This window comes from Streptomyces sp. NPDC102406 (assembly GCF_044765725.1).
In the GTDB taxonomy this organism is placed as follows: Bacteria; Actinomycetota; Actinomycetes; order Streptomycetales; family Streptomycetaceae; genus Streptomyces.
This window is the reverse complement of record NZ_JBIWKP010000012.1, coordinates 59,990-76,602: the sequence shown is the minus strand read 5'-3', so window position 1 is coordinate 76,602 and position 16,613 is coordinate 59,990. Positions and strand designations below refer to the sequence as shown.

The following is a 16,613-nucleotide window of genomic DNA, read 5'->3' as shown; positions in this document are numbered from 1 at the left end:
GTCAGTGCGCGCTCGCCACGAGCTGCTCGTACTGGACGCCGAGTCCGTCGAGCAGCGCCGCCAGACCCGTCTCGAACGCCCGCTCGTCCACGATGTCCTGCCGCTCGGCGAGCAGGTGCGCCTGGCCGAGGTGCGGGTAGTCGGCCGGGTCGTACGCGGTCTCGTCGTCGACGAACCCGCCGGCGAACGAGCCGAGCGCCGAGCCCATCACGAAGTACCGCATGAGCGCGCCGATGGACGTGGCCTGCGCGGGCGGCCATCCGGCGTCGACCATCGACCCGAACACGGCGTCCGCGAGCCGCAGCCCGGCGGGGCGCCGGCCCGGGCCCTGGGCGAGGACGGGCACGATGTTGGGGTGCTCGCGCAGGGCGGCCCGGTAGGAGACGGCCCAGTCGTGCAGCGCGGTCCGCCAGCCGCGCGGGTCGTCGGCGTCGAACATCGACAGATCGACCTGCGCGCTCACCGAGTCGGCGACCGCCTCCAGGATCTGGTCCTTCGTACGGAAGTGGTTGTACAGGGACGGTCCGCTCACCCCGAGTTCGGCCGCGAGCCGCCGGGTCGAGACGGCCGCGAGCCCCTCGGCGTCGACGAGGGCGCGGGCCGCGTCGACGATGCGGTCGGTGCTCAGGAGGGGCTTGCGCGGTCGGGCCATGCGGCACATAGTAGGGCTGTCAGCCAAAAACTAGCAGTGCTAATTTACGAGCATCTGCCGCACGTGCCTGGGAGTCGTCCGTGAATCTGGAGCTGAGCGAGGAGCAGGCGGCCGTCCGGCGGCTGGCCAAGGACTTCGTGGACCGCGAGATCGCGCCGCACGTGGTGGCGTGGGACCGCGCCGAGGAGGTCGACCGCGCCATCGTGAAGAAGCTCGGCGAGGTCGGTTTCCTCGGGCTGACCATCGACGAGGAGTACGGCGGCTCGGGCGGCGACCACCTGGCGTACTGCCTGGTCACCGAGGAGCTGGGGCGCGGCGACTCCTCCGTGCGCGGCATCGTCTCGGTCTCCCTCGGCCTGGTCACCAAGACGATCCAGAGCTACGGCACCGAGGAGCAGAAGCGGCACTGGCTGCCCCGGCTCACGGCGGGCGAGGCGCTCGGCTGCTTCGGCCTCACCGAGCCCGGCACCGGCTCCGACGCGGGCAACCTGACGACGCGGGCCGTGCGCGACGGCGACGACTACGTGATCAACGGCTCGAAGATGTTCATCACCAACGGCACCTGGGCCGACGTCGTCCTGCTCTTCGCCCGCTCCACCGACGCGCCCGGACACAAGGGCGTCACCGCCTTCCTGGTCCCCACCGACACCCCGGGCCTGACCCGCCGCACCGTCCACGGCAAGCTCGGCCTGCGCGGCCAGGCCACCGCCGAACTGGTCCTGGAGGACGTGCGCGTCCCCGCCTCCGCGATGCTCGGCCCCGAGGGCAAGGGCTTCTCCATCGCCATGTCCGCCCTCGCCAAGGGCCGGATGTCGGTGGCCGCGGGCTGCGTCGGCATCGCCCAGGCGGCGCTGGACGCCGCGGTCGGCTACGCGGGCGAGCGCGAGCAGTTCGGCAAGCCGATCGCCTCGTACCAGCTCGTCCAGGAACTGATCAGCGACATCGCGGTGGACGTGGCCGCGGCCCGGCTGCTGACCTGGCGCGTCGCCGACCTCATCGACCGCGGCGAGTCCTTCGCGACCGCCGCCTCGCAGGCCAAGCTCTTCGCGTCCGAGGCCGCCGTCCGCGCCGCCAACAACGCCCTCCAGGTCTTCGGCGGCTACGGCTACATCGACGAGTACCCGGTCGGCAAGCTGCTCCGCGACGCCCGCGTCATGACCCTGTACGAGGGTACGAGCCAGATCCAGAAGCTCATCATCGGCCGCGCCCTGACCGGAGTCTCCGCGTTCTGAAAGCGCCACCCCCCGAACAGCTCCTGAGCAAAAAGCGCCAATTACTCGCACGGGTCGCCATTCCCTTGTGCGCACAGCCCGTTCGGCGTAGACCGCTGTCATGGGCTGACGGGGGAAAGGCGAGCCCATGAGCGACAGGGGCAGGATCGATCTGCACGGGGACGTGGGCGGGCAGGTCGTCGTCGGGGAACACAACGTCGTCATCAACGCCCAGTACGGCGCACAGGTCTCGTACCGCGCCGAGGGACCGCCGCGGGTCCGCCCGCGCCCGCGCCCCCTCGGCCCCGCGCCGGACCGACGGGCCCCCCTCGTCGGCAGGACCGACGAACTCGCGGCGATCGGCACCTGGCTGTCCGGCGGCAGGCCGGTGCAGGTCTTCGGACCGCCGGGCATCGGCAAGAGCGCGCTGCTGCGCCGGTTCGCCACCGACCAGGCCGCTCGCGGCCATCCCGTCGTCCACCTCGTCGCGACCGGCATGCCGCTGGAGGACCTCCTCCAGGAGCTGTTCCAATGCTGCTACGAGACGGAGAGCGGCCGGGACCCCGACCGCTACAAGCCCGAACCGGCCACGCTGCGCCGCCTGCTCGGCTCCCTGCGGATCCTGCTCGTCGTCGACGCTCTCGACGCCACCGCCGAGGACATGGCCCTGCTCCTGGACATGGCGCGGGGGTGCGATCTGCTCACCGCCTCCCAGGAGTGGGTCGCGGGCTTCCACAGCCGCCCCATGCGCCTCGAAGGACTGCCCGAGAACGACGCCTTCGCCCTCCTCGCCCAGGAGTTGGGGCGCACACCGTACGGGTACGAGGCGGACGCCGCCCGGCGGCTGATCAGCACCGTCCAGGGGCACCCGCAGACCCTGGTGCAGACGGCCGCGGCGATGAACGCGGCGAGCCGGGGCCCCGCCGGAGCCCAGCCTCCGTGGCCGCCGCCCGGTGCCTTCCGGATCGACGAGACGGCCCTCGCCGTCGGCGTCGCGGCCCGCCTCTCCCAGACGGCGGCCGGCCTGCTGCGGCTGCTGTGCGTCCTCGACCCGCTGCCCGTACCGGCCGCCCTGCTGGACGTGTTCGGCGCCCGCCCCGATCCGTCGGTGCTGGCGGAGCTCACGGCGCTGCGCCTGGTCGAGGCCGAGGGCGACGGCTTCCGTGCCTGCGGCCGGTTCGCCGCGCTCGTCGCCCACCGGACCGGAGCCGTGGGGGACGCCGCACAACTCGCGCCGCCGCTCATCCAGTGGCTGCGGATCCGCGCCACCCGGCGTGCGGCCGGGGAGGCCGCCGCGGTGACCGGCCGGGTCCTCGCCTCGGCGGCCTGGCGCGGGGACCACACGGCCGCACGGGACCTCGCTCGCGCCGCCGCGCCGCTGCTGGCGCTCTCGCTGCACTGGGGCGTGTGGCGGCGCGTCCTCGACGTCGGGACGACAGCGGCGCGGACGCTCGGGGACAGCGCGTCCGAGGCGTACTTCCACCACGAGGTGCAGAAGCGGCGGGTCGCTCTGAGCGCGGCAGCCATGGGCGCGGGCGGTGGTGGCGGCGGCGCCGGAATGGTGGCCGCGCACGGCGGCGGGCCCGGGGGCGGCGTCCACGGAGGCGGGACACCCGGACCGGGACCGCCGGGACCTCCGGGAAGCGGTGCGCCGGGGCACAGCCCCGTGGGCGGTCACGGGGCCCGCGCGGCCCACCGGTCGTTGCGGAGCACGGTCTCGACACATCCGGTCGCGGCAGGCGTCGGCGCGGTGGCGCTGGTGGCGAGCGGGGTCTTCGGGGCCGTGGCCCTGGCCGGGAGCGACGGCGACCCGGTGACCCCCTCGGTGAGCCCGTTGTCGAGCGTCACCGGGACCCCGCCCGGCTCACCCTCGATCAGCCCGAGTACGCCGGGCACACCGGACCCCTCGGGCACGGAACCGAGCCGGACGCCCGCGGACCCCGCCCCCGGCACCGAGCAGCCGTCGACATCCCCTCCCGTCGTCGGGCGGCCGGGCCGTCCTGACGACCCGTGCCCGCCCGTACCGCTCGGCACGCGCGACTTCGGGACGCTGACCGTCGGCGAGGAGAAGACCGGGAGCGAGAGCTTCCCGTGGCTCGCGTGCGACGACGAGAAGGCCCTGAAGGTCGACGACCCCGGCAACTGGGGCACGTCCCTGACGTCCTGCCCGCCCCCGTCGGGAACCAGTGGCCCGTGCGCGTTCGAGGTGACCTTCACACCCCGGAAACCGGGCAACTACAGCGCACGCGTCGTGATCCCCGACGACGACGGCGACCAGGACATCACGCTGACCGTGACCGGCACGGCCGTCGCCGAGCCGACGACCGTGCCGCCGACGAGCCCCGACGCCCCGCCCGGACCCGGTCCGGAACCCGAACCCGAACCCCAGCCCGGGACCACCTCCGGTGGACCCGTCATCGACTGAGGAGACCTCATGCCCCACACGCCAGGCGACCGCTACGACGTCCGCGCGCACGATGTCTCCGGCCAGGTGGTCGTGGGCCGCGACAACACCGTCTCCCGCGTCGAGACGTCCTCCGCCGCACCCGTCACCGAGGCCGAACTCGCCGCACTGCGGGCCGAGTTCGCCCGCGTACGCGCCCTCCTGCCACCGGACGCCCCGGACCGTGCCGGTGAACTCCTCGACGAGCTGGAGGAGTCCGCGACGGCGCCGGAGCCCGACCTGTCCACGATGGAGTACGTACGCCGCTGGTTCGGCCGCCATCTGCCCGCCCTGGCCGGCGCGGTCACCAGCCTGGTCGTCCACCCGATCGTCGGACGGCTCGTCGAGGCGGCGGGCGGCACCCTCGCGGAGGAGTTCCGGCGCCGCTTCGGGGACGGGAACGCGTAGCGCGGGCGGTCCGGCCGTCTGAGTACGTACCTGAGTAGGGCAGCGGAGGTGACGGCGGCCACACCGGCCCATGCTGTGCGGTATGAGTGAGACACCGGTCAAGCAGCAGAACACCACGGCCTTCTACGGACAGGCCCTCGCCTCCTTCGCGGTGGCGCTCGCGGCGGTCACCATCGGCATCTACAGCCTCGACGCGAGCGGCTGGATCCGCGCGTTCCTCGCCATCTCGGTCCTCTACCTCACGACCTCGGCCTTCACCATGGCCAAGGTGATCAGGGACCGGCAGGAAGCGGGCCAGATCGTGAGCCGGGTGGACCAGGCACGCCTGGAGAAGATCCTCGCCGAGCACGATCCGTTCAAGCCGGTGGTCTGAGCCGCCGTCCCGCCCGTCCCGCCCGTCTGTCCTAAGCGCCCGCTCACCCCGGAGGGTATGGTGTGGGCGCACGTACCCGGGAGGATGTGAGCGGAGCGATGGCGCAGCACGAGCAGGTCGCTGAGCAGGCAGCGCAGCCAGACCAGGCAGCCCAGGCGGAGCAGGCCGTGGACGAGATGCCGTGGGCCGAGGTCACCCCTGACGCCGCGCGGCGACTGCTCGTGGCCGCGGTCGAGGCGTTCGCCGAGCGCGGTTACCACGCCACCACGACCCGCGACATCGCGAGCCGTGCCGGCATGAGCCCGGCCGCGCTCTACATCCACTACAAGACCAAGGAAGAGCTGCTGCTGCGGATCAGCAGCATCGGCCACGAGAAGGCGCTGCGGATCCTGCGCCGCGCGGCCGACGGGGAGGGCAGCGCGGCCGACCGGCTGACGGAGGCGGTCCGCTCCTTCGTGCGCTGGCACGCCGGGCACCACACGACCGCCCGGGTCGTCCAGTACGAACTGGACTCGCTCGGCGAGGAGCACCGGCCCGCCATCGTCGCCCTGCGCCGCCGCAGCGACGCCGCCGTGCGCGAGATCATCAACGACGGCGTGAAGGCGGGGGAGTTCGACGTCCAGGACATCCCCGGTACGACGCTCGCCGTGCTCTCCCTCTGCATCGACGTGGCCCGCTGGTTCAACACGGAGGGCCGCCGCACCCCCGACGAGGTCGGCGCGCTCTACGCCGACCTCGTGCTCAGGATGGTGGGCGCGGAGGCTCAGAAGTAGTAGCGGGACACCGACTCGGCGACGCAGACCGGCTTGTCGCCGCCCTCGCGCTCCACGGTGAACGCCACCGACACCTGTGCCCCGCCCGGCACGTCCTCCACGGACGTGATGGCCGCGGTCGCCCGCAGCCGCGAGCCGACCGGGACCGGAGCGGGGAAGCGCACCTTGTTCGTCCCGTAGTTGACGCCCATCTTGACGCCCTCGACCGCGATGAGCTGCGGCCCGAACAGGGGCAGCAGCGACAGCGTCAGGTAGCCGTGGGCGATGGTCGTGCCGAACGGCCCCTCCTTGGCGCGCTCCGGGTCGACGTGGATCCACTGGTGGTCACCGGTCGCCTCGGCGAACCGGTCGATCCGCTCCTGCTCGATCGTGACCCAGTCCGTGTGGCCCAGTTGCTCGCCGACAGCGGCCTTCAGCGCGTCGACGTCCTTGAAAACCCGCGGCTCCGCCATGTCCAGTGACCTCCCACAGCTCCATGTCTAAGCGCTTGCTCAGAACTCTGGGCATGCTAACAACCCGGGCCGCCGGGGCACTAGGCTCGGCCGGGTGCCGCAGATTCCGGAGAAGGTCCATGAGCTCACCGTCGGCCAGGTGTCGGCGCGCAGCGGCGCCGCCGTCTCGGCGCTGCACTTCTACGAGTCCAAGGGCCTCATCACCAGCCGTCGCACCGCCGGCAACCAGCGCCGCTACACCCGCGACACCCTGCGCCGGGTCGCTTTCGTCCGCGCCGCCCAGCGCGTCGGCATCCCGCTCGCCACGATCCGCGACGCCCTCGCCGAACTCCCCGAGGAGCGCACCCCGACCCGCGAGGACTGGGCGCACCTCTCCGAGGCATGGCGGGCCGAACTGGACGAGCGCATCACGCAGTTGAGCCGCCTGCGCGACCACCTCACCGACTGCATCGGCTGCGGCTGCCTCTCCCTGGAGACCTGTGTCCTGTCCAACCCGGACGACGTCTTCGGTGAACGGCTCACCGGCTCGCGTCTGATGGCGGAGCGCCGGGACCGTCCGGCACCGTGACGGCCGGGCCCGGGGCCACCCGCCCGGGAGCGTTCCGGCAGCTCGGCTGTGAGACTGTGAGACTGTGCGGCTGTGCGGACGCCCCGGCGTCACCGGCCGACGGCGGCCGTCACCAACTCCGCGTTCCCCCGCGCCCGCGCCCCGTCCGGCAGGACCAGCGTGTCCTCCAGACCGATCCGGGTCGCGAGCCCGAGGCGCAGCGCGAGCCGCAGCACCGGCCACGCCCCGCCCTCCTCCCCGTGCAGCAGGACGGGCCGCCCGTGCGCACCGCCGAGGTCGTCCAGCAGCGCGCGGGCCGTCCCCTCGGCCGACACCGGATCGGGGTCGGTCACCTCGGCGAGGACCCGCAGGACCCGCGGCGCGAGCGGTGACGCCGCGAACCGCTCCGCCCCGTCCGTGCCCGACCAGATCCCCGCCTCCACTCCGACGCCCCGCTCCAGCAGCGCGGCGGCCACCGCCTCGGCGCCCGGCTCGTGCCAGTTCACCGACGCATGGTCCGGCAGGGCGGTCCACGCGTGGATCCGCGCCACACGCGCCCCGGGGTCGGGTTCGGCCCACGCGCCCGTCGTCACGCCGACCGGTACGGCCACCCGATCCCGGACGGCGGCGAGCGTCGCCGCGACCGAACGCGGCGCCAACGTGTCCTGCCCGCACGGGGACTTGGGATGAACGTGCACATCGGACGCGCCCGCGGCGACCGCCGCCCTTGCCTCCTCGGCCATCGCGCCGGGCGACAGCGGGACGGCCGCTCCGTCCTCCGCGCCGCGCGCACCGTTCAGACACACCTGGATGAAGACCATGAACGCGATGGTGCCAGCGACCACCGACAACCAGCCACCGAACCATCACCGACGAATAGCCACCGACGACGGGGATCGGAACTAAAACTCCCTGAAATGCCCTCGTGGCGGGAAGCTGAGGTAATTTGAGGGAGTGCAGCGACAGTACTACTCCCTCGATCAGGTCGCCGACCTCCTCGGCCTCCACGTCCGGACCGTGCGTGGCTACGTACGCGACGGGCGGTTGAAGGCCACCCAGGTCGGCCGCCGGTACCGCGTCACCCGCGACGACCTCGACGCCTTCACGGGCGCCCCGGCCGTGCCCCGTACGACCACCGCGATGCACGCCGAGGCGTCCGTCATCGTCCAGATCGACGGCGTGGACCCGGCGGCCGCCATGCGGCTGGGCAACACGGTCGTCGCCGTGGCCCACAGCTCCGGCGGCGACCGGAGCGCCGGGCGGCTGCGCGTGGAGAGCGTCTACGACGAGGAGCGCGCCGTACTCAAGATCATTGTGCTGGGCGGACCGGCCCAGGCCGCCGAGCTGCTGAGGATCGTCGACACGCTGGTGGAGGACTACCGATGACCGAAACCCCGACCGGACAGGCCGACGACATGAGGGAGTTGAGCGGTGTGCCCGTGTACGTGTGCTCCCCCGAGGGTCCGCTTCTCGACGGTGAGCGCGCCGCGCTCGACCTGATCGGCGACGCCGGATACCGCGGCGCCTCCTGGGTCGCCGTCCCGGCCGAGCGGTGCGACCCGGACTTCTTCCGACTGCGGACGCGCGTCGCGGGCGATGTGGTGCAGAAGTTCGCCAACTACCGGATGAGCCTCGCCGTCCTCGGCGACATCGAGGCACACACCGCCGCGAGTACCGCACTCGCCGCTTTCGTGCAGGAGAGCAACCGGGGCCGTCAGCTCTGGTTCCTGCCCGACACCGCCGCGCTGGAGGCACGCCTCGCCGACCCCGCACGGTGAATCCGGGGGTGCGCCGGTGTCCGGCCCGCACCCCCGTCGCGCTGTACGTCGCCCTACGCCGTGACCAGCAGCCGTGCGCGCCTGGCCCGGGCCAGGGCGTCGGAGGTGAGGACCGGTCGCGGCACCACGATGCCGCAGTGGGAACAGACGGGGCCCGACGACGGTTCGTGCGCCAGGTCGTGCTTCCAGACGAGCGCCGTGCCCGTGCACACGGGGCAGGAGTCGCCCGGCTCACGCTCCAGGGCCGCTATCAGCCGGCGCAGGACCTCGGCCAGCGGGCCCGAGGGGTGCACCGTCGGGTCGTCGCACCAGGCGACCCCGAAACCGCCCCAGGTCAGCCGGTGCCAGTCGTCCACGCTGCCGGGGCGGCGCAGTCCGTCGTGCTTCTCCTTGCGCCGACGCCGCGCGAAGGCGACTTCGTACGCGAGCCAGACGGCCCGCGCCTCCTCCAGCTCCTCCAGGGCCGCCACCAGGCGGGCCGGGTCGGGGGAGCGGTCCTCGGGGCCGAACCCGGCCCGGGAACACAGATGGTCCCAGGTGGCCCGGTGGCCGTAGGGAGCGAATCTCTCCAGGCACTTGCGCAGCGAGTAGCGCCGCAGTGCCAGGTCGCTCAGTGGGTCGCGCACCTGTCTTGCCAGACTCCGGAATCCAGCCATCGCCTTGCACCTCCGTCACACGTACGTCGGCGTCACCGCCGTCAGGAAGCGGCGTCGCCGAGTAGACGTATCGACACGCGAATCGGATCCCTCTTCGGGGCGGTCGGTCCCATCCGATGTCCGATGGGGCCCATCACCGGCACCTTCCGAGGCCGGGGAGTCGTCGAGTGGTCCCTGTGATGATTCCGAAAACGTGACGCATGTTCATCTTCTGTCGTCGGCTAACCGCCGGTAACCTCCGGCTCACCATCGTCGGGAGGACCAGGCATGCGACGACGCATCCCACGAACCACCCAGCACCGACAAGCCGGCGGCAGAGCCGGCAGCTCTCTTCGGAGACTTACGGCCGCCGCGGCGCTCGTGCTCACCGCGGGACTGCTCTCCCCTCTCTCGACGGCCACGGCCGCCGACGAACCCGCACCCGTCAGCGACTACTGCAAGGGGCAGTGCGCGGACATCCTGCCGCCCGGAGCGAACGGCAGCGCCACGCTGGCCGAGATCCTCGCCAACAAGCTGCTCGGTACCCAGCCCGCACACGCCGACGATCAACTCGGTCCCTATGACGCCCTGTCGTCCGGCTACCCCTCACTCACCGATGACACGCTCACCAACTTCTTCAACGACTCCTCCTTCGGTGTCCCCAGCGATCAGGTGAGCTCGGTCACCCGCCCCCGCGACGATGTGACCATCACCCGTGACAAGAAGAACGGCGTACCCCACATCAAAGGTTCCACGCGCTACGGAACCGAGTTCGGCGCCGGCTTCGCCGCAGGTCAGGACCGCCTCTGGTTGATCGACCTGTTCCGTCACATCGGGCGCGGCGAACTGACGTCGTTCGCCGGCGGCGCCCTCGCCAACCAGGGCCTGGAACAGGAGTTCTGGCCGCAGGCGCCGTACACCGAGGACGATCTCCAGAAGCAGGTCGACTACATCAAGAGCTCCGGCGGCGAGCGCGGCAAGCAGGCGATGGAGGACGCCCAGGCCTACATCGACGGCCTCAACGCGTATCGCACCAAGGCCAAGAACGGCCGTTACTTCCCGGGCGAGTACGTCCTCACCGGCAAGATCGACGCCATCACCAACATCGGTGAGATACAGCCGTTCAAGGTGACCGACATGATCGCGCTGGCCTCGGTGGTCGGCGGCCTGTTCGGCAACGGCGGCGGGGGAGAGGTCGACGCGGCCCTCTCGCTCCTCACGGCCCAGGAGAAGTACGGCGTCGAGAAGGGCACCCAGGTCTGGGAGTCCTTCCGCGGGCGCGACGACCCCGAGGCCGTCACCACCGTCCACGACGGGACGAGCTTCCCCTACGGCGGCAAGCCGGCGAACCCGCGCGGCCAGGCCCTGCCCGACAAGGGCTCCGTCACCGGCGAACCGCTCGTGTACGACCGCACGGGCTCCGCGGCGAGCGCGGCGAGGTCCGGGACCGTGGCCAAGGACCCGGTGAAGGCCCCGGCCCGCCTCGAACCGCTGCGAGGCATGTACGACGACGGAGTGCTGCCCGCCGACATGTTCAGGGACTCGGCCGCCAGGAAGGGCATGTCCAACGCCCTGCTGGTCTCCGGCAAGCACACCGCGTCCGGCCACCCCGTCGCCGTGTTCGGCCCCCAGACCGGTTACTTCGCGCCACAGCTCCTGATGATGCAGGAGTTGCAGGGCCCGGGGATCAGCGCCCGCGGTGTCTCCTTCGCCGGTGTCGGCATGTACATCCAGCTCGGCCGCGGCCAGGACTACGCCTGGTCGGCGACCTCCGCGGGCCAGGACATCACCGACACCTACGCCGTGTCGCTGTGCGAGCCGGACGGGTCCACCCCCACCAAGGCGTCGACCTCCTACGTCTACCGCGGCACCTGCACCCCGATGGAGAAACTGGAGAGGAAGAACGCCTGGAAGCCGACGGTCGCCGACTCGACCGCCGCGGGCTCCTACCGGATGCAGGTCTTCCGCACCAAGTACGGCATCGTCACGCACCGCGCGACGGTCGACGGCAAACCCGTCGCCTACACGTCGCTGCGCTCGACCTACCGCCACGAGGCCGACTCGATCATCGGCTTCCAGATGCTGAACGACCCGTCCTACGTCACGGACGCCGCTTCCTTCCAGAAGGCGGCGCAGCACATCAGCTACGCCTTCAACTGGTTCTACGCCGACGCGCGCGACATCGCGTACTACAACAGCGGCGACAACCCGGTGCGCGCCAAGGACGTCGACATGTCGCTGCCGGTCAAGGGCGAACAGGCCTACGAGTGGCAGGACTTCGACCCGGCCGACAACACGGCGGCCCGGACACCGCCGTCCCAGCACCCCCAGTCGGTCGACCAGGACTACTACATCTCCTGGAACAACAAGCAGGCGAAGGGCTTCACCGCCGCCAACTTCCGCCTGGGCGCCGTGCACCGGGCGAACCTCCTCGACGACCGCGTGAAGAAGCTGACCGCCGAGGGCGGCGTCACACGGGCCTCGCTCACCCAGGCCATGGAGGAGGCCGCGGTGACCGACCTGCGCGGCGAGCAGGTGCTGCCGGAGATCCTGAAGGTGATCCGCGGCAAACCGGTCGACGACCCGCAACTCGCCAAGGTGGTCCAGCAGTTGGAGGCATGGCGCAAGGCGGGCGCACAACGCAACCAGACGTCGGCCGGCTCGAAGACGTACGCGCATCCCGACGCGGTGCGGATCATGGACGCGTGGTGGCCGCTGCTGGTGGAGGCCGAGTTCAGGCCCGGCCTCGGCGACGACCTCTACCGGGCGCTGACGGGACAGCTCACCGTCGACGAGGCCCCCTCCGCCGGACACGGCCCGACCGGCGCGCACGCCGGATCGGCGTTCCAGTACGGCTGGTGGGGCTACGTCGACAAGGACCTGCGGACGGTGCTCGGCCAGCCCGTGCGCGGCGCGCTGGGGGACACGTACTGCGGCGCCGGGGATCTCACGGCCTGCCGGGACGCGCTCCTGACCACGCTGGCCAAGGCGGCGGCGAAACCGGCCACCGAGGTGTACCCAGGGGACGACGCCTGCAAGGCCGGTGACCAGTGGTGCGCGGACAGCATCATTCACCGGGCGCTCGGCGGCATCACCCACCGCGGTGTCCAGTGGCAGAACCGTCCCACGTACCAGCAGGTGGTCGAGTTCCCGGCCCACCGGTAGGCGGGTGAGCCACGTCTGACCCACCGCGGACGCGGCTGCCGGGATCTCCCCGGCAGACGCGTCCGTCCGCCGGTGGGCGGGCCCGTCAGGCGCGCACCCGCCCGGCCCCGAGGACGACCCGTGCCAGCTCCGCGTGGCAGATGTCGCTGTGGGCGCCCATCGGAGGCCCCCCGGAGCGCACGACCTGGGCCGCGTCCACGCTCACGCACCCCTTGGCGGGGACGCCCGAGCGCAGCGCCTCCGTCAGGTCGAGACGGACGGCGCCGGGGATGTCCTGGATGCCGTCGAACCCCATCGCGCCCCAGCGCACCCCGAGGTCGAGGGCTCCCTGGTCGTCCCCGGCGAGCCGGGACGCCAGCGGGTACAGGGTGCCCAGCGCCGTGTCGAAGCGCGAGTGGCAGGCCACCAGCGGGCCGTCGATGCGGGCCTGCCGCCCTTTCAGGACGCCGCGCTCGGCGAACGCGTAGTGGGAAAAGGCGCCTTGGAGCAGCGTCACCGACTTCACGGTGCGGTCCCCGGTGGGCAGCCCGGCCAGCGCGAACGACACGAGGCGCGCCCCGAAGCTGTGCCCCACCAGGTGGACCCGCACGTCCGGGGCGGCGTCCGCCAGACGGCCGAGCAGCGGGCCGAGCCCGTCCTTGCCGACCTTGCCCGCGCGCCGCTTCATCGCGAAGTACGTGGCCTGGCGCAGCAGTTCACGCGCGCCCTTCCACGCCCTGCCGAGGCCACCGGGCAGCCGGAAGTCCGCCACCGCCGCCGTCGCCTCCAGGGCGTCGGCGAACCGCAGGCACACGGTGTGCGTGTTCTCCTGGAGCATCGCCGGAACGGTGTGCGGCCCGCCCTCGTCCTGGACGTCCGCCCCGAGGGAGCCGGGATGGATGCCGGCCAACTGGCGTACCAGACCGCCGAACCGGTCGAAGGCGCCCGTATCCGCGGGTTGTTCGTCCAGCAGCCCGGCCAGCCGCTCGACGACCGCCTCGCTGCCCGGGAAGGTCGCGGCGAGCGCCTGCCGCGTGCCCTTGTCGAGCGTGGTGGGCGGCGGGGCCGCGGCGGCGGCCCGCGACGGGTCGAAGTCGGGGGGAGCCTCGTCGGTGAACCGCATCGAGGGCCACAGCGCGCCCACGTACCCGATCCGGGCCCCCGGCGCGAGGGCCGGGAACGGCGCGAAGAAGCGGTCGTAGAGCCGGGTCGCGACGGACCGGTCGTTGTTCCAGCCGTGCGTGAGGACGATCAGGTCCCGTACACCGTGGGTGCGCACCTCGCGCAGCAGCCGGTCGCGCCGCCCGGGGTCCGGGTCCCCGTCGGCGTCGAAGCGCAGCTCCCAGTAGGGACGTACGTGTACTTCCGGTTCGGTCATGGCCAACCCCCGTGCCAGTCGTCCGTGCGGTGTGCCGCATCGTCCTGCGGGGACCGGGGATTGGCCATACGTCCCGTCATGTACCGGTGCGCTCAGCCGAGTTCGCGCTCCCGCGTCTCGGGGAGCGCCAGCACGCACAGCAGCGAGACGACCGCCATCGCGCTCACGTACCAGCCCACGGACGACGAACCGAAGGTGCTCTGGAGCCGTGTCGCCACCAGTGGGGCCACCGCGCCGCCGAGCACGCCGCCCAGGTTGTACGCGAAGGACGCGCCCGAGTAGCGCACCCGCACCCCGAACAGCTCCGGCAGGTACGCGCCCATCGGGCCGTAGACCACACCCATGCAGAACAGGGCGCCGCCGAGCGCCAGCGCGATGAGCACCGGCTGCTCCGTGTCCATCAGGGGGAACAGGACGAGGCCCCAGACCGCCGCGAGGCCGGAGCCCGCGAGCACCGTCCTGCGGCGGCCTCCCGCGTCCGAACGCGTCGCGGCGAGCCAGGTGCCCGCGGCCAGGAACAGGCACGCCACGAGCGACACGGCGAGCATGGTGCCGCGTGGCACGCCGAGCGTCTTCGTGCCGTACGCGAGGCAGTAGGTGGTCGCCGTGTAGAAGAGCCCGTAGGCGACGACCATGCCGCCCGCGCCGAGCAGGATCTCCTTCGGGTGGCGCCTGAACACCTCCGACGCCGGTGCTTTGCTGGTCTCCTGATCTCGCATCACCTGGGCGAAGACCGGCGTCTCGCTGATCTTCAGCCGGACGAAGAGGCCGACGGCGACCAGCAGGAAGGAGAGCAGGAACGGCACCCGCCAGCCCCAGGACCGGAACGCGTCGTCCGACAGGAACTCCGAGAGCAGCCAGAAGATGCCGGTCGCCGCGAAGAAGCCGACGGAGGGGCCCAGTTGGGGGAAGGCCGCGAACAGACCGCGTCGGCCGCGCGGTGCGTGCTCCACGGCGAGCAGGGCCGCCCCGCCCCACTCGCCGCCGAGGCCGACCCCCTGGAGGAACCGGAGCAGGACCAGGAGCAGCGGCGCCCAGACGCCCAGCGTGTCGTAGCCGGGCAGCAGCCCGACGCAGGCCGTGGACAGGCCCATCAGGAGCAGCGAGGCCACCAGGACCGACTTGCGGCCGACGCGGTCGCCGAAGTGGCCGAAGACCAGCGAGCCGATCGGCCGCGCCGCGAACGCGACGGCGTACGTCGAGAAGGAGGCGAGGGTCGCGTTGAGGGAGGAGAGGTTCGGGAAGAACGCCTCGTTGAGGACGAGGGCGGCGGCTGTCCCGTAGACGTAGAAGTCGTAGAACTCGATGGCCGTCCCGATGAAACTCGCCACCGCCACGCGGCGCAGGCTCTCCGGTTCCGCTCCGGTCCCGGGTCCGGCCTGTGCCGCGTCCGCGAGCGCGTTCTCCCTGGTCGATTCGTCTTTGAGCACGTCGTGCACTGTTTCGGTAGCTGCACAGTGCAGTCAATACCTGAGATGAGCCGTCTCGTTCATTGAGACCCGTTGGTGTACGGGTGGCTACTTGTAGGTCAGGTACCGCTTGCGGACGTCCCGGAACGTCGCCAGCTCCCCTTGCCAGGCCGCGACCACCTCGTCCGTGGACGCCCCCGCGTCGATCATCGTGCGGACCCTCGTGGAACCGGTGAGCTTGTCGATCCAGTTGTCCGGGCGCCAGGCGAAGCCTCTCCACACGGCCTTGGCGGTGACCAGCAGGGCGATCCCGGTGCGCACCGGGTCGTACGCCTCCCGGTCGTCCACGTGGAGCTGCACGCCGCCGATGGTCTTTCCCTGGAACTTGGAGAACGTCGGCGCGAAGTACGCCTCCCTGAAGTGCACGCCGGGCAGCGCGAGTTCGCCCAGCGCGGCGGCCCAGCGCCCGTCGATGCCGTCGGCGCCGATCAGCTCGAAGGGGCGGGTGGTGCCGCGCCCCTCGGAGAGGTTGGTGCCCTCGAAGAGGCAGGTCCCCGAGTACACCAGCGCGGTGTCCGGCGTCGGCATGTTGGGGCTCGGCGGCACCCACGGCAGCCCCGAGGCGTCGTAGAAGTCGCGCCGGCGCCAGCCCGTCATGGTGACGGTGCTCAGCTCGACGGGGTGCGCCAGGTACTCGCCGTTGAACAGGCGGGCCAGCTCCGTGACCGTCATGCCGTGCGCCTGCGAGATCTCCCGGCGGCCGACGAACGTCGCGAACTCCTTGTGCAGGATCGGCCCGTACGCGCCCCGGCCGGTCACCGGGTTCGGCCGGTCCAGGACGACGAACCGTTTCCCCGCGAGCCGCGCCGCCTCCATGCAGTCGTAGAGCGTCCAGATGTACGTGTAGAAGCGGGCGCCCACGTCCTGGATGTCGAAGACGACCGTGTCGACGCCGGACGCCGTGAAGACGTCGGCGAGCGGCTGCCCGCTCTTGAGATACGTGTCGTAGACGGGCAGCCCGGTCGCCGGGTCGTCGTAGCGCCCCTCCGACCCGCCCGCCTGCGCCGTGCCCCGGAAGCCGTGCTCGGGCCCGAACACCGCGGTCAGGTCGACACGGGCGTCGGCGTGCATCACGTCGACGATGTGCCGCACGTCCCGCGTGACCCCGGTCGGGTTGGTGACGATGCCGACCTTGTCGCCGTCGAGCAGCGCGTACCCGTCGGCGGCCAGCCGTTCGAAGCCGGTCCGCAGACGGCGGGCGCCGCCCCCGGGCGCCGCGCCCGCCGTCCCGGCACCGGCGCCCACCGCGCCGACCGCGGCCGCCGTCCCCGCGCTCGCCGTGAGCAGGGTTCGTCTCGACACGTCCATGCGGGAAACCTCCGTGATCACCGGAACTGGCATGGCCATGCA

16 protein-coding genes are annotated in these 16,613 nt (G+C 72.0%); 9 read left to right on the top strand and 7 right to left on the bottom strand.

Going from position 1 to position 16,613, the window contains the following annotated elements; genetic code table 11:
• Nucleotide 1 precedes the first annotated feature (1 nt).
• Nucleotides 2–652, bottom strand: coding sequence for a TetR/AcrR family transcriptional regulator (locus ACIRF8_RS32720; RefSeq protein WP_404220848.1), 651 nt, complete (start codon nucleotides 650–652; stop codon nucleotides 2–4).
• An 80-nt stretch (nucleotides 653–732) separates the two neighbouring features.
• Between ACIRF8_RS32720 and ACIRF8_RS32715 the strand changes: the two genes are divergently transcribed.
• The 5 genes from ACIRF8_RS32715 (at nucleotide 733) to ACIRF8_RS32695 (ending at nucleotide 5,860) form a co-directional block, all read left to right on the top strand.
• Nucleotides 733–1,884: an acyl-CoA dehydrogenase family protein gene (locus ACIRF8_RS32715; protein WP_404220846.1), complete on the top strand. Its 1,152-nt coding sequence runs from the start codon at nucleotides 733–735 to the stop codon at nucleotides 1,882–1,884.
• A 127-nt stretch (nucleotides 1,885–2,011) separates the two neighbouring features.
• Nucleotides 2,012–4,288: an NB-ARC domain-containing protein gene (locus ACIRF8_RS32710; protein WP_404220844.1), complete on the top strand. Its 2,277-nt coding sequence runs from the start codon at nucleotides 2,012–2,014 to the stop codon at nucleotides 4,286–4,288.
• 9 nt (nucleotides 4,289–4,297) lie between these two features.
• Entirely contained in the window at nucleotides 4,298–4,714 is a 417-nt protein-coding gene (locus ACIRF8_RS32705) for a hypothetical protein (RefSeq protein ID WP_404220841.1), read from the top strand.
• 82 nt (nucleotides 4,715–4,796) lie between these two features.
• A complete protein-coding gene (locus tag ACIRF8_RS32700) occupies nucleotides 4,797–5,087 on the top strand; it encodes a YiaA/YiaB family inner membrane protein (RefSeq protein WP_404220838.1) in 291 nt (96 codons plus the stop codon).
• A 98-nt stretch (nucleotides 5,088–5,185) separates the two neighbouring features.
• Nucleotides 5,186–5,860: a TetR/AcrR family transcriptional regulator gene (locus ACIRF8_RS32695; protein ID WP_404220835.1), complete on the top strand. Its 675-nt coding sequence runs from the start codon at nucleotides 5,186–5,188 to the stop codon at nucleotides 5,858–5,860.
• Here ACIRF8_RS32695 and ACIRF8_RS32690 read toward each other — a convergent pair.
• On the bottom strand, nucleotides 5,851–6,312 hold the full coding sequence (locus ACIRF8_RS32690) for a MaoC family dehydratase (protein ID WP_404220832.1): 462 nt from the start codon (nucleotides 6,310–6,312) through the stop codon (nucleotides 5,851–5,853). The genes ACIRF8_RS32695 and ACIRF8_RS32690 overlap by 10 nt on opposite strands.
• A gap of 94 nt (nucleotides 6,313–6,406) precedes the next feature.
• On the opposite strand from ACIRF8_RS32690, the gene soxR reads away from it, so the two are divergent.
• Nucleotides 6,407–6,880: a redox-sensitive transcriptional activator SoxR gene (soxR, locus tag ACIRF8_RS32685; RefSeq protein ID WP_404220829.1), complete on the top strand. Its 474-nt coding sequence runs from the start codon at nucleotides 6,407–6,409 to the stop codon at nucleotides 6,878–6,880.
• An 89-nt stretch (nucleotides 6,881–6,969) separates the two neighbouring features.
• Here the strand turns inward: soxR and ACIRF8_RS32680 are convergent, their stop codons facing one another.
• The gene (locus ACIRF8_RS32680; RefSeq protein ID WP_404221087.1) at nucleotides 6,970–7,680 is read right to left on the bottom strand and encodes a 3-keto-5-aminohexanoate cleavage protein; all 711 of its coding nucleotides are present in this window, start codon (nucleotides 7,678–7,680) and stop codon (nucleotides 6,970–6,972) included.
• 133 nt (nucleotides 7,681–7,813) lie between these two features.
• Between ACIRF8_RS32680 and ACIRF8_RS32675 the strand changes: the two genes are divergently transcribed.
• Complete coding sequence (locus tag ACIRF8_RS32675; RefSeq protein ID WP_404220826.1) at nucleotides 7,814–8,245, top strand: helix-turn-helix domain-containing protein; 432 nt, start codon at nucleotides 7,814–7,816, stop codon at nucleotides 8,243–8,245.
• Complete coding sequence (locus ACIRF8_RS32670) at nucleotides 8,242–8,637, top strand: DUF4180 domain-containing protein (RefSeq protein ID WP_404220823.1); 396 nt, start codon at nucleotides 8,242–8,244, stop codon at nucleotides 8,635–8,637. Before ACIRF8_RS32675 ends, ACIRF8_RS32670 begins: the two co-directional genes overlap by 4 nt.
• Before the next feature lie 53 nt (nucleotides 8,638–8,690).
• On the opposite strand, the gene ACIRF8_RS32665 is transcribed toward ACIRF8_RS32670, so the two are convergent.
• Complete coding sequence (locus ACIRF8_RS32665; protein ID WP_404220820.1) at nucleotides 8,691–9,293, bottom strand: hypothetical protein; 603 nt, start codon at nucleotides 9,291–9,293, stop codon at nucleotides 8,691–8,693.
• 267 nt (nucleotides 9,294–9,560) lie between these two features.
• Here ACIRF8_RS32665 and ACIRF8_RS32660 point away from each other — a divergent pair, with 267 nt between their 5' ends.
• Nucleotides 9,561–12,437 carry a penicillin acylase family protein gene (locus ACIRF8_RS32660; RefSeq protein WP_404220817.1) on the top strand — a complete coding sequence of 959 codons (2,877 nt, stop codon included), beginning with the start codon at nucleotides 9,561–9,563 and terminating at the stop codon, nucleotides 12,435–12,437.
• An 85-nt stretch (nucleotides 12,438–12,522) separates the two neighbouring features.
• Here the strand turns inward: ACIRF8_RS32660 and ACIRF8_RS32655 are convergent, their stop codons facing one another.
• The 3 genes from ACIRF8_RS32655 to ACIRF8_RS32645 all read right to left on the bottom strand — a co-directional run bounded on the left by ACIRF8_RS32655 (nucleotide 12,523) and on the right by ACIRF8_RS32645 (nucleotide 16,571).
• Entirely contained in the window at nucleotides 12,523–13,794 is a 1,272-nt protein-coding gene (locus ACIRF8_RS32655) for a serine-threonine protein kinase (RefSeq protein ID WP_404220814.1), read from the bottom strand.
• A gap of 92 nt (nucleotides 13,795–13,886) precedes the next feature.
• Nucleotides 13,887–15,140 (bottom strand): MFS transporter, encoded by a 1,254-nt coding sequence (locus ACIRF8_RS32650; protein WP_404221085.1) that lies wholly within the window; start codon nucleotides 15,138–15,140, stop codon nucleotides 13,887–13,889.
• A gap of 171 nt (nucleotides 15,141–15,311) precedes the next feature.
• Nucleotides 15,312–16,571: an exo-beta-N-acetylmuramidase NamZ domain-containing protein gene (locus ACIRF8_RS32645; protein ID WP_404220812.1), complete on the bottom strand. Its 1,260-nt coding sequence runs from the start codon at nucleotides 16,569–16,571 to the stop codon at nucleotides 15,312–15,314.
• Nucleotides 16,572–16,613: the final 42 nt, after the last annotated feature.

What these genes read in the sequence shown, in the direction of transcription:
- ACIRF8_RS32720 (WP_404220848.1), bottom strand. Translation starts at nt 652, where the DNA reads ATGGCCCGACCGCGCAAGCCCCTCCTGAGCACCGACCGCATCGTCGAC.
- ACIRF8_RS32710 (WP_404220844.1), top strand. Translation starts at nt 2,012, where the DNA reads ATGAGCGACAGGGGCAGGATCGATCTGCACGGGGACGTGGGCGGGCAG.
- ACIRF8_RS32705 (WP_404220841.1), top strand. Translation starts at nt 4,298, where the DNA reads ATGCCCCACACGCCAGGCGACCGCTACGACGTCCGCGCGCACGATGTC.
- ACIRF8_RS32700 (WP_404220838.1), top strand. Translation starts at nt 4,797, where the DNA reads ATGAGTGAGACACCGGTCAAGCAGCAGAACACCACGGCCTTCTACGGA.
- ACIRF8_RS32695 (WP_404220835.1), top strand. Translation starts at nt 5,186, where the DNA reads ATGGCGCAGCACGAGCAGGTCGCTGAGCAGGCAGCGCAGCCAGACCAG.
- ACIRF8_RS32690 (WP_404220832.1), bottom strand. Translation starts at nt 6,312, where the DNA reads ATGGCGGAGCCGCGGGTTTTCAAGGACGTCGACGCGCTGAAGGCCGCT.
- ACIRF8_RS32680 (WP_404221087.1), bottom strand. Translation starts at nt 7,680, where the DNA reads ATGGTCTTCATCCAGGTGTGTCTGAACGGTGCGCGCGGCGCGGAGGAC.
- ACIRF8_RS32670 (WP_404220823.1), top strand. Translation starts at nt 8,242, where the DNA reads ATGACCGAAACCCCGACCGGACAGGCCGACGACATGAGGGAGTTGAGC.
- ACIRF8_RS32665 (WP_404220820.1), bottom strand. Translation starts at nt 9,293, where the DNA reads ATGGCTGGATTCCGGAGTCTGGCAAGACAGGTGCGCGACCCACTGAGC.
- ACIRF8_RS32660 (WP_404220817.1), top strand. Translation starts at nt 9,561, where the DNA reads ATGCGACGACGCATCCCACGAACCACCCAGCACCGACAAGCCGGCGGC.
- ACIRF8_RS32655 (WP_404220814.1), bottom strand. Translation starts at nt 13,794, where the DNA reads ATGACCGAACCGGAAGTACACGTACGTCCCTACTGGGAGCTGCGCTTC.
- ACIRF8_RS32645 (WP_404220812.1), bottom strand. Translation starts at nt 16,571, where the DNA reads ATGGACGTGTCGAGACGAACCCTGCTCACGGCGAGCGCGGGGACGGCG.